Origin of the sequence: Microvirga sp., assembly GCF_014699075.1 — a bacterium.
Classification (GTDB): domain Bacteria; phylum Pseudomonadota; class Alphaproteobacteria; order Rhizobiales; family Beijerinckiaceae; genus Microvirga.
Genome location: NZ_JACXAB010000019.1, coordinates 63735 through 75194, shown reverse-complemented (window position 1 = coordinate 75194; position 11460 = coordinate 63735). Strand labels below are relative to the sequence as shown.

Here is an 11460-nt window from a genome sequence, read left to right as displayed (position 1 = left end):
CGCCGCGCTGCTTCGCAACGTGCTACGGATCCGGCTACGTCGCGCGGCTGTTCCGTAAAGCGCTGCGGATGCTCGGAATCCGGCATATTCGGACGAAACCCTACACGCCCAAAACCAACGGCAAGGCCGAACGCTTCATTCAGACCCTTCTGCGGGAGTGGGCCTATGCGATCCCATTCAGTTCATCGCATGCGAGAGCGGACGACCTGCCGCGGTGGCTGACCTGGTACAATCAGCAGCGCCCGCATGGTAGTCTCGGACGACGAACACCGGCTCAGGCTCTCGCCGGAACAACCTGATCAGAAATCACAGCTAGATAGCTGCAACTGAGACATGCATGAGGACTCACCTTTAAGTTTCAATGCGGCCGCAGATCCCCTCAAGAACTCTTGAACAACCCTTGCCTCCCGCCCCTCCCCCTGCCAAAAGCGGTCACGCAGGAGGCACAGCCATGACCCCGAATGAGGTTCTCGAGGAATTCCGCTCCGCAGGCGCGTTGCTGGAGGGGCACTTCATTCTCTCGTCGGGACTGCACAGCCCGGTCTTCCTGCAGAAGATGTTCGTGTTTCAGGATCCGGCGCGCACCGAGCGCGTCTGCCGGGCTCTGGCGGGTAAGATCAGGGATAGATTCGGAGCCGTCGATTATATCGTGTCGCCGGCCGTCGGCGGGATCGTGCCGGGCTATGAAACGGCCCGGCATCTGGGCGCCAAGGCGATCTTCGTCGAGCGTGAGAACGGCGTCTTTGTGCTGCGCCGCGGGTTCACGATTCTGGAGGGCGCCCGCGTCGTCATGGTGGAGGACATCGTCACAACGGGCCTTTCCTCTCGGGAATGCTTGGCATCTTTACAGGAGCATCCCGGAACGACGCTCGGTGCCGCCTGCCTTATCGATCGCTCGGGCGGAAAGGCGGATCTCGGTGTGCCTCTTGTGTCCTTGGTTCAGCTCGACATTCCGGCTTATGCGCCGGACCAGCTGCCGCCCGAATTGGCCTCCATTCCGGCCATTAAACCGGGCAGCCGAAGCCTGAAATCAAAATAGCTGTTTATTTGTCACACAAAGGCTTGACTGCCTTGGTTCCGACAACTTGACTCTTGGAATTTACACGCCATTAAGTATTTTCCATTGTCAGGATTACTGGTCCGAAGGGTTAATAGCAGCCTGTTCTGGGGCACGTCATACATTTTTCGCGCAGTTTTATTGCCTGCGTAAATAATAGATGTTGCTTGAATAATGAAGGTTGTTAGGCCGCTCCGGCAGACACGGATAGAGAATACTTATGTCAGGCCAGCAGCGGATCGCTCTCTTCATTGATGGCGCCAACCTTTACGCTACCACGAAAACTCTCGGCTTCGATATCGATTACAAGCGCCTGCTGAAGGAATTTCAGGGCCGCGGCTTGCTCGTGCGCGCCTTTTACTACACGGCCCTTGTGGAAGATCAGGAATATTCTTCCATCCGCCCGCTAATCGACTGGCTCGATTACAACGGCTACCGCGTGGTCACGAAACCGACGAAGGAGTTCGTCGACTCCGCCGGCCGCCGCAAAGTCAAGGGCAACATGGACATCGAGCTCGCCATCGATGCGCTCGAGCTCTCGCCCTTCATCGATCACATGGTTTTGTTCTCCGGCGACGGCGATTTCCGCTCCCTCGTCGAGGCCATGCAGCGCCGTGGTGTGCGGGTTTCAGTTGTATCCACCGTCACGACCCAGCCGCCGATGGTGGCCGACGAGCTGCGCCGGCAGGCGGACGAGTTCCTCGACTTGTCGCAGCTCGCGTCCCGCATTGGCCGCGATCCCTCGGATCGCCCGCAGCGTCCCATGAACGAGAACGGCGACCGCCCCCGCCCGCAGCCGCGCAGCCCCGCGCTCGAGAGCCGCTACGGCATCCGCCAGCCGCAGGACGACGAGCTCGATATCTGACGCGATCAAGCAGAAAAGAGCATGGCCGGGATAGACCCGGCCATTTTTGTTTGGATCAGAGCGAGCTCTCTTCCACCTGGCAGCTCAATCCCAGTGCCCCGGCGGTGTTGCTGACGGTGGCCAGGCACAGATCGGTCCGCCCCGGCGGAATCGAGACCGCAAAGCGCGTCACATAAAGCCCGCCCTCCGCCTCCGGCAGCTTGCGCGCTTCAAGGCGCACGATGTTGGCCTCGTATTGCTTGAACACCTCAGCGAGACGGGCCACGAGGCCGAGCTGATCGCCGCCGCCGATGGCGATGCGATGGGTCACGCTTCCCGCAGGGCCGGGGCTCGGATCGAACGCATAGGGGACGGCCCGAGTCTCGGCGCCTTCGAGTTCCGCAAGCTGCTTGAGGCCAGCCTCCACGTCGCCGGCCGTCACCTCCGGCGGGAGTTCGCACAAGGCTACAAACTCGGCCCCGGAGCCGAGGGACGCGAAGGTCGTGTCCCGCAGGTTCACGCCGATGTTGAACAGGTGCTCGGCAATCGCCGCGACCAGCCCGACCCGATCGGGCCCGAGAACCGACACCAGAGCCACGGACGCCATATCTTCCCTCCTGAACGAGCCAGAGGGAACCTAGCGCACAATGCCGTTGCGTCAGCCCTTGTCGCGCATGAGGCGGGCTTTCTCCCGGTTCCAGGAGCGCTCCTTCTCCGTCTCGCGCTTGTCGTGCAGCTTTTTGCCCCGGCCGAGGCCCAGTTCCACCTTCGCGCGACCGCGGTCGTTAAAGTAGATCTTGAGCGGAATCACCGTGAACCCCTCCCGCTGCGTGGCGCCGATCAGCTTGTTGATCTGGCTCTTGTGCAGGAGCAGACGCCGAGGGCGCTTGGTTTCGTGGTTGAAGCGGTTGGCCTGCAGGTACTCGGGGATATAGGCGTTGAAGAGGTAGAATTCCTCCCCCGAGGGCCCGGCATGGGCCTCGCCGATGGTGGCCTTTCCCTGGCGCAGGGATTTCACCTCCGTGCCGGTGAGCGCGATCCCGGCCTCGTAGGTGTCGATGATCTCATAATGGAACCGCGCCTTCCTGTTGTCGGCGACGACGCGGTTGGGGCTCTTTGGATCTTTTGCCATCAGGTTCTTTAAGCGTTGATAAGGCCCGCATGGACCATGGCCGAGCGAACGGCCTGCTTCGCGTTCTCGGAGGCGGGCACCAGCGGCAGGCGCACATCGTCCTGCATGAGGCCGAGCAGCGATGCCGCGTATTTCACGGGCGTCGGATTGGTCTCGATGAACAGGTTCGTGTGCAGGGGCATGAGGCGGTCCTGCACCTTCAAGGCCGACGCGTAATCGCCGTTCAGGCAAGCGCCCTGCATCTCGGCGCAGAGGCGCGGCGCCACGTTGGAGGTGACCGAAATGCAGCCATGCCCGCCATGAGCCATGAAGCCGAGAGCCGTGGCGTCCTCGCCGGAGAGCTGGATGAAGTCCGGCCCCATCACCTGCCTCTGCTGGCTGACGCGCGCCATGTTGGCGGTGGCGTCCTTCACGCCGGCGATGTTCTTCAGCTCGTAGAGCCGCGCCATCGTCTCCACCGACATGTCGATCACGGAGCGGCCCGGGATGTTGTAGATGATGATCGGAATGCCGACGGCGTCGTTGATCGCCTTGAAATGCTGGTAGAGTCCTTCCTGCGTCGGCTTGTTGTAATAGGGTGTGACGATGAGCACCGCGTCGGCGCCCACCTTTTCCGCGTGCTTGGAGAAGGCCACCGCTTCCGCGGTGCTGTTGGACCCGGCTCCGGCGATCACCGGCACCCTGCCCTTCGCCTCCTCGACGCAGATCTCGACGACCCGGTCATGCTCCTTGTGGCTGAGCGTCGGGGTCTCGCCGGTCGTGCCCACGGGAACAAGCCCGCTGGTGCCCTCCTGGATCTGCCAGTTGATGAAGGCCCGGAACGCTGCCTCATCGACGGCACCATCCTTGAAAGGGGTTACCAGGGCCGTGATGGAGCCTTTGAATTGGGTCATGAATCTTCCTCGGGTAAAGCGCGCCGGGTCCTAGAGGCCACAAGGGTTTAACACATAGGGGGTGCGGCGCATGGGCGCAAACGTTCCTTCGGGGAGTTGTCCTAGCTCGGCTCTTAGTGTTTCCTCAAGAGAAACGTCGTCACAATGAGCTGCGGGCGACAGCAAAGGGGTTAGCGGGTGAGCCTCAACATGCGTCTTCTCATCGGTCTTGTGACATGGGTCGCGCTTGTCCAAGTCTCTACCCTCGCCGTCCATGCGAACCAAACGCCGGTTTCAAAGACCGAGGTGCCACAGACCAGCACCCTGGAAACCTTTGTTCCGGCCAATCCGGTGCCCGGAGACCTGGATCACCTGGCGGGGATCTTCAAGGCCTATCGGGACAACGATCTGACCGAGGCCGAGATCCTCAGGACCAAGCTCGCACAGCCGGCCGGCCGTGCTCTCGCAGAGTGGTACGCGATCCGCAGCGGCACGCCCGTTACGTTCGACCGCATCATGGCCTTCCGGAAGGATTATCCGGATTGGCCCCTGACCAACCAGATCCGCCGCAGGAGCGAGGATACGCTGCTGGCCGAACGCCGGTCGCCGCCTCAGGTCCGCTTCTTCTTCAGCAACCAGGCTCCTGTGACGCCGGGCGGACGGATCGCCCTTGCCTTCGCCATGAAGGCTGATGGCCTTGGTCAGGAAACCCATGAAAAGATCCGCCATGTGTGGCGCGAGGACACGTTCGGCCCCGACGTGGAACGCCGCATCCTTGATCAATTCCCAGGCGTGCTCTCCCAGGCCGATCACCGCTTCCGCATGGAGCGGCTGCTCCTGAAGGAAAACTGGGGCGGTGCGCAGCGGGCGGCAGGTTATGCCGGCAAGGATTACGAGCTTCTCGTCAAGGCGCGCATGGCCGTGTTTCAGGGCAAGAAGAAAGCCCAGAAGGCTTTTGGGGCCGTACCCGTCTCCCTGCGGGGCGACCCGTCCTATCTCTTCTCCCGCGCCCTGCTCCAGCGCCGCAGCAACAATCTGATTGAGGCCGCCAGCATCATCATGCAGGCGCCTCGCGATCCGGAACTGCGGGTCGACGGCGACGAGTGGTGGGCCGAGCAGCGCCTGATCACCCGTGAGCTTCTCGACAAGGGCGATGCCAAGACCGCCTATGAGGTTGCAAGCCATCACGCCGCCGAGTCACCGGTGCAGCAGATCGAGGCGGAGTTCCATGCGGGCTGGATCGCCCTTCGCTTCCTGAACGATCCGGCCAAGGCCTCCCAGCACTTCGCAGCCGTCGCCAAGACGGCTTCGACTCCCATCTCCCTTTCACGTGTTGCCTACTGGCAGGGCCGCGCGGCGGAGGCGGCCGGCGAGGCTCAGAATGCCCGCCTGTTCTACGAGCGCGCCGCGGATCAACCCACCACCTATTATGGGCAACTCGCTCAAGAGAAGCTCGGTCGGACCATTGCCTTGAGGAAGGTTGATCCTTTGACAGAGGATGAACGCAAGGCTTTCGACGCCCTCGTTCCGGTCCAGGCACTGCAACTGCTGAAGCAGGTCGGCGAGCAGGATCTGGCCATGGGCCTCTATTCCGATCTTGCCCAGACCTTGAGTGATCCGGGCCGGCTCGATGCGCTCGCGAGCCTCGCCACATCACAGCAGAATCCCCGCGCGGTGCTCGCCATCGGCAAGATCGCCCTGCAAAGGGGCTTCCCGCTCGATCAGCATGCCTATCCGCTGGCCGCCATTCCGGATTTCCAACCTGTCGGAGACGAGGTGGAGCCCGCCATGGTCTATGCCATCGCCCGGCAGGAAAGCGCCTTCAATCCGCGCGCCATTTCCAGCGCGGGCGCCCGGGGCCTCATGCAGCTCATGCCGGCAACCGCCAAGAGGACGGCCCAGCGCTTCGGCGTCGGGTTCGATCTCAATCGCTTAATCGAGGATCCTTCCTACAACGCGAAGATCGGCTCCGCCCATCTCGGCGAACTGATGGAGGACTGGAAGGGCTCCCATATCCTCGCCTTTGCGTCTTACAATGCAGGCGGCGGCAACGTGATCAAATGGGTCCGGTCCTACGGCGACCCCCGGAAGCCGGATGTGGACGAGGTCGATTGGATCGAGCGCATCCCTTTCTACGAGACCCGAAATTACGTGCAGCGCGTTCTGGAGAACCTGAGGGTCTATCGGCAGCGCCTGAACGAGAAGGCCACACCGGCGGCTCCAGCGACAGCGGACGCGACAAGCACGAACTAGTGATGCAAGATGCGGCTCATCGACGTCCAATGATTATGGAATGAGATGAGCGACACCTACCGGGATCTTTTCGTTTCCGCAGCCGACGGGCTGCGCCTTTATTCTCGAGACTATGACCCTCACACGGCCGGTGCCCTGCCGATCGTGTGCCTTTCTGGCCTCACGCGATCATCCGAGGATTTTCACGAACTCGCCATGGCCCTGAGCCGTGATGCGGCACGTCCTCGACGCGTCCTGTCCTTGGACTATCGCGGTCGCGGCCGTTCCGATTGGGACCGGGATTGGCGCAACTACGACATCAAGGTCGAACTGAACGACGTCTTGCAAGTGCTGACAGTCGCAGGAATCGAGAAGGCCGTGTTCGTCGGCACGTCCCGCGGCGGTTTGATCACCATGGCCTTGAGTGCGGTTCGCCCGACCCTAATCGCCGGCGTGGTTCTCAACGATATCGGCCCCGTGCTCGAAGCCAAGGGACTCAATCGGATTCGCGGCTATGTCGGCAAGTTGCCGACACCTCGTACCATGGACGAAGCCGTGCAGATCCTGCGGCAGACGTCGGGATCCGAGTTTCCGGCCTTCACGGATGAACAATGGCAAGCCCTGGCGCGGGTCACATGGCGTGAGGCCGACGGCCGACTCGTTCTCAACTACGACCCGAATCTGATGAAGACGCTTGAGTCTTCTGATCCCGAGGCACCCTTGCCTGATCTGTGGCCGCTCTTCGAGGGATTGAAGCCGTTTCCTCTTCTTGTCATCCGCGGCGAGCATTCGGACCTGCTCTCAGCCGAGACGGTGCAGGCCATGCAGGACAGGCATCCACGGCTCAGGGCGATCACGGTTCCCGGCCAAGGACACGCCCCCGCCCTCGATGGCGATCTCACACAGATGATCAAACAATTTGTCTTGTCAGTGGAGAAACCTACCTGACGCGTGGACAAAAAAGAGGCCGGAGCGTCTCCGGCCTCTTTCGACACTTTCCGTGACGGTCAGGCGACCTTCGGGCCGATCACCCCTCGGCGAATCTGATCCTCTTCGATGGATTCGAAGAGAGCCTTGAAGTTGCCTTCGCCGAATCCGTCATCGCCCTTGCGCTGGATGTACTCGAAGAAGATCGGCCCGATGGCCGTATTGCCGAAACGCTGGAGCAGCACTTTCGTGAAGCCGCCTTCGACCACGCCCTCCCCGTCGATGAGGATCCCGTTCTTCCTCAGGCGATCAAGCGGCTCCTCATGCTTAGGCAACCGCTTGTCGACGCGCGAGTAGTAGATCTCGTTCGGCGCCGGCATGAAATCGAGCCCAGCCTCGATGAGCGTCTCGATGCTCTCGTAGAGATCGTGCGAGCCGAGCGCCACGTGCTGGATGCCCTCACCCTTGTATTCCTGCAGATACTCCTCGATCTGCCCGGTCTCACCCGCATCCTCGTTGATCGGAATGCGGATCTTGCCGTCCGGACTCGTCATGGCGCGGGAGTGAAGCCCCGTGAGCTTGCCTTCGATGTCGAAGTAGCGGATCTGGCGGAAGTTGAAGAGGCGCTCGTAGAACCCGGCCCACTCATTCAGCCGTCCGCGATAGACGTTGTGGGTCAGGTGATCGATGTAATGCAGGCCGACACCCCTCGGCTTCGGGTCGGGCTCGCCGAGCCATTCGAAATCGACATCGTAGATCGAGCCCTTCGCGCCGTAGCGGTCGACGAAATAGATATGCAGGCCGCCAATGCCCTCGATTGCCGGGATCTCGAGCTCGTTAGGTCCCACCTGCGTCTGCACGGGCTTGGCGCCCATGGAGAGCGCACGCTCGTAGGCATATTTTGCATCGGCGACGCGGAAGGCCATGGCCGGAGCGGACGGGCCGTGCTGGGCTGCGAACCGTTCGGCAAAGGAGCCCGGCTGCGCATTGACGATGAAGTTGATGTCGCCCTGGCGGTAAAGCAGCACGTTCTTCGACCGGTGCTTGGCGACGACGCTGAATCCCATGGTCTTGAAGAGACGGTCGAGAGCCTGCGGATCGGGGTGGCAGTATTCCACAAACTCGAAGCCATCCGTCCCCATCGGGTTCTCTTCGGAAATCTCGGCCGGGGGGGCATCATGCGGGAACGGTCCCATGGTCTTCCTCCTGTCATGCCTCCGATGCGGGAGGCCTTGCATGTGAAACCAACGCATTCGCCCTGAGGCGGATGCAGTTCTTGGTCAGGCAGCGTCGGGCTGGTTGGCCGGCGCGGCATCCTGGAACGCTTTGAGCTCGGCGCAGGCCGCATCCACAGCGACGATCTTCGGATAGGCATCGAGCGGGACATTGAAGCGCCGCGCATTGAAGACCTGCGGCACGAGATAAACATCGGCCAGCGTGACCTTGGCCCCGAAAGTGTAAGGCCCCGGCCCGAGCATGGCCTCGATGGCATCGAAACCTTCACGAACCCAGTGGGCATACCACTCGTCTGCTGCGGCCTGATCGTGCCCGAGACGGTTCTTGAGGTAGCCAATCGTCCCGGAGTTGTTGAGCGGGTGGATATCGCAGGCGATCAGGCTGGCAATGGCCCGGACCTTGGCCCGGTTGACGGCACCCATCGGCAGAAGCGGCGGCTCCGGGTAAACCTCATCCAAGTACTCGAGAATGGCCGGCGACTGGATCAGCGTCGTCTCGCCGATCTCAAGGGAGGGCACGCGCATCTGAGGATTGAGCGTTTTGTAACCCGCCTCGCGCTGCTCCCCTTTCAGAAGATTGACCGACGTGGATTCATACGAGACGCCCTTGAGGTTAAGGGCGATCCTGACCCGGTAGGCCGCGGACGAGCGGAAGTAGGTGTAGAGCTTCACGCCTCTTCCCCCTCTGCGTCCTGCGGCGCCAGCATTCGCGCCTGCCGGGTGAGCTTGTCGATCAAGGCGGAGAGCGTCTTCTGCTCCTGAGGGGTCAGCACCGACAGGAGGCGCTCGCCCACGGCAAGGGCTTCCGGTGCCACCGCCTCGTAGATCGCCCGTCCCTCCGGCGTCAGGGCGAGCCATTCCTCGCGGCGGTCATCCAGGTTCGGGCGACGCTTGACGAGCCCACGCTTCTCGAGCGCCGAAACCGCCCGCGAGACCGTTGATTTATGCATGACGCCGTCGGGCGCCATGTCCCTGGCCGTCCGGCATTCATATTGCCCGAGGGTCACGATCACGCGCCATGCCGGGATCGAGAGACCGAACCGCTCGGCATAGATCTGGGCAAGCGCGCTGGACGTCAGCCCGGCCAGAACGTTAAGCCGGTAAGGCAGGAACTCCTCCAGAACCACCAAAGGCTCGGATGCCGGCTTCCTCGCTGCAGATCCACTCGCCATCGCCATTCCGTTCGTTGCTACTGCAACTAATAACAGGATTTGTTGCACGAGCAACTGGATTTTCCTGACGGAACGTCAACCCATCCCCATTCAAATCTGGCAGGATCAGAGTTTGGGCTCGAAGCTCAGCCCATCGCCGATGCTTTCAAGGGTTGGAGCCGACCTCTGCGGGAGTGTTTGCCAACGAACCTTATCCGTGTCGCGACTGATGTGACCGGTCGCCTTTTTCGCTCTGCGTGTCAGGTAGTTGATGCTGAGAGACGCCGTTTCGCCGCTCCCCCGGTGAGTTGTATCGCGGTCATAACCGATCAGCTCGAAGCGGCCGGATTTGTGCCGGAATGTATAAGTCGTGTTGAACGTCTCCCACCCTCCCGCGCTCATCCACCAATTCAGACGTACTTGAAAGCTGCCGCGCACGATGGCGATTCCGACCTCCTTGTCGAAGGGATCATCGGCAGCAGGCTCTGTTCGGCGAGGGATAAGGGTATGGTTCTGGAACTGCAGACTGAACTTGCCTGAAGAGTGGTCGCGAAACGCGATGGCCAGAATGCGCGGATTGGTGTCGAACGGCTTTTCGCCAAGCCCCTCGAAATCCTCCATCACATTGGCAGGGTTGTTCTGGCGTAGGACCAGGATCAGATCAGTGTTTTCATCCTGGTTGAGGTCGCCGGACGCCTGCGCCTCAAGCATCCATCCCAATGGCACGAAGCCCTCAGCCGTCTCGGCCTGACGCGGAAGCCTCGGGTAAACGACCTCGGGAATGGCGAGGTCCTGTGCCGCGGCGACAGAGCAGAAGAGAATGGCCGTCAGGCAAGAAGCCAGCCTTGCCTGACGGCGCATCATGCTTACACCCGGCCGCGGGTGCGGATCATGAAAGTATCGAAGGCATATTCGTTGAGCTGCCACCAGGGCAGGACATCGGTGCGGAAAGCCACCATCGAGTCGTAGACCTTCTTGAAGTTCGCATCCTTGGCGGAGAGCTCCGCGTAGAGCTCGTTGGCCGCCTTGAGCGAGGCCTCCATGATGGCAGGCGAGAAGGTGCGCAGTTCCGCGCCGGCGCCGACCATGCGGCGCAAGGCCTGGCCGTTCACCGCATCGTACTTGGCCAGCATCCAGTTGTTCGCCGCCTCGCAGGCGTTGGACATGATGGCCTGATAATGCTTGGGCAATTCATTGAATTTCTGCTGGTTGACCACGAGATGCAGCATGGCGCCGCCCTCCCACCAACCGGGCGCATAGTAGTATTTGGCCACCTTTAGGAAACCGAGCTTTTCGTCGTCATAAGGGCCGACGAATTCAGCCGCGTCGAGGGTGCCGCGCTCCAGCGCCGGGTAGACGTCGCCGGGCGCGATCTGCTGCGGCACAACGCCGAGTTTGGCCAGCACCATGCCGCCGAGGCCGCCGATGCGGAACTTCAGGCCGTTCAGATCCTCGACGGAGTTGATCTCCTTGCGGAAGAAGCCGCCCATCTGGGTGCCGGAATTGCCGCAGACCAGGGAGGTGCAGTTATACTTCGCCAGGATCTCGTTGATGATCTCCTTGCCGCCGGCGAAGTGCCACCAGGAATGGAGCTGGCGCGCGTTGAGGCTGAAGGGCAGCCCCGTGCCCATGCCCAAAGCCGGCTCCTTGCCGACCCAGTAATAGGTCGGGGTATGGGCGCATTCCACCGAGCCGTTCTGCACCGCGTCCATGGCCTGGAGGCCGCCGACGATCTCGCCCGGCGCGAAGACTTGAATCTGGAACTTTCCATCGGTCGCGTCCGCCATGTACTTGGCGAAGGTCTGGGCGGTGCCGAAGATGGTGTCGAGAGACTTCGGGAAGCTGGAGGTCAGGCGCCAGCGGACTTCCGGCATGCTCTGCGCGATCGCAGGAGCCGCCACCGTACCGGCCGCCGCGGCGAGGCCGGCGCCCTTCAGAAAGTTTCTTCTCTTGATCGTCGTCATTGGCGTTTCCCCGGAAAGCATTTCGTTGCAAGTTGAGTGGACCATA

12 protein-coding genes and 1 pseudogene are annotated in these 11460 nt (G+C 61.8%); 5 read left to right on the top strand and 8 right to left on the bottom strand.

Features of this window, described 5'->3' with window-relative positions; translation table 11 throughout:
- The 3 genes and pseudogenes from IC232_RS20570 to IC232_RS20560 all read left to right on the top strand — a co-directional run.
- A pseudogene (locus IC232_RS20570) lies at positions 1-316 on the top strand (integrase core domain-containing protein); the annotation flags it as partial.
- Positions 317-451: 135 nt separating this feature from the next.
- Entirely contained in the window at positions 452-1039 is a 588-nt protein-coding gene (pyrE, locus tag IC232_RS20565) for an orotate phosphoribosyltransferase (RefSeq protein WP_190846824.1), read from the top strand.
- Between the two features lie 238 nt (positions 1040-1277).
- Positions 1278-1922: an NYN domain-containing protein gene (locus IC232_RS20560; protein ID WP_190846823.1), complete on the top strand. Its 645-nt coding sequence runs from the start codon at positions 1278-1280 to the stop codon at positions 1920-1922.
- A 55-nt stretch (positions 1923-1977) separates the two neighbouring features.
- On the opposite strand, the gene IC232_RS20555 is transcribed toward IC232_RS20560, so the two are convergent.
- From IC232_RS20555 to dapA, 3 genes are read right to left on the bottom strand one after another with little or no spacing between them, the layout of a single operon-like run.
- Positions 1978-2508, bottom strand: a complete 531-nt coding sequence (locus tag IC232_RS20555; RefSeq protein ID WP_190846822.1) for a glycine cleavage system protein R — start codon at positions 2506-2508, stop codon at positions 1978-1980.
- A gap of 51 nt (positions 2509-2559) precedes the next feature.
- The gene (smpB, locus tag IC232_RS20550; RefSeq protein ID WP_190846821.1) at positions 2560-3033 is read right to left on the bottom strand and encodes an SsrA-binding protein SmpB; all 474 of its coding nucleotides are present in this window, start codon (positions 3031-3033) and stop codon (positions 2560-2562) included.
- Between the two features lie 8 nt (positions 3034-3041).
- Entirely contained in the window at positions 3042-3926 is an 885-nt protein-coding gene (dapA, locus tag IC232_RS20545) for a 4-hydroxy-tetrahydrodipicolinate synthase (RefSeq protein WP_190846820.1), read from the bottom strand.
- Between the two features lie 189 nt (positions 3927-4115).
- Here dapA and IC232_RS20540 point away from each other — a divergent pair, with 189 nt between their 5' ends.
- Together IC232_RS20540 and IC232_RS20535 are read left to right on the top strand one after the other, a co-directional pair.
- Positions 4116-6158, top strand: a complete 2043-nt coding sequence (locus tag IC232_RS20540) for a lytic transglycosylase domain-containing protein (RefSeq protein ID WP_190846819.1) — start codon at positions 4116-4118, stop codon at positions 6156-6158.
- 45 nt (positions 6159-6203) lie between these two features.
- Entirely contained in the window at positions 6204-7085 is an 882-nt protein-coding gene (locus IC232_RS20535) for an alpha/beta fold hydrolase (protein WP_190846818.1), read from the top strand.
- Between the two features lie 59 nt (positions 7086-7144).
- On the opposite strand, the gene hppD is transcribed toward IC232_RS20535, so the two are convergent.
- From hppD to IC232_RS20510, 5 genes are all read right to left on the bottom strand, one after another.
- The gene (gene hppD / locus IC232_RS20530; protein WP_190846817.1) at positions 7145-8260 is read right to left on the bottom strand and encodes a 4-hydroxyphenylpyruvate dioxygenase; all 1116 of its coding nucleotides are present in this window, start codon (positions 8258-8260) and stop codon (positions 7145-7147) included.
- Between the two features lie 84 nt (positions 8261-8344).
- Entirely contained in the window at positions 8345-8971 is a 627-nt protein-coding gene (gene maiA, locus IC232_RS20525; RefSeq protein WP_190846816.1) for a maleylacetoacetate isomerase, read from the bottom strand.
- Positions 8968-9471: a MarR family winged helix-turn-helix transcriptional regulator gene (locus IC232_RS20520; protein ID WP_190846815.1), complete on the bottom strand. Its 504-nt coding sequence runs from the start codon at positions 9469-9471 to the stop codon at positions 8968-8970. Before IC232_RS20520 ends, maiA begins: the two co-directional genes overlap by 4 nt.
- Positions 9472-9576: 105 nt before the next feature.
- Positions 9577-10161 (bottom strand): hypothetical protein, encoded by a 585-nt coding sequence (locus IC232_RS20515; RefSeq protein ID WP_190846814.1) that lies wholly within the window; start codon positions 10159-10161, stop codon positions 9577-9579.
- Between the two features lie 155 nt (positions 10162-10316).
- The gene (locus IC232_RS20510) at positions 10317-11405 is read right to left on the bottom strand and encodes a TRAP transporter substrate-binding protein (RefSeq protein WP_190846831.1); all 1089 of its coding nucleotides are present in this window, start codon (positions 11403-11405) and stop codon (positions 10317-10319) included.
- Between the last annotated feature and the right edge of the window lie 55 nt (positions 11406-11460).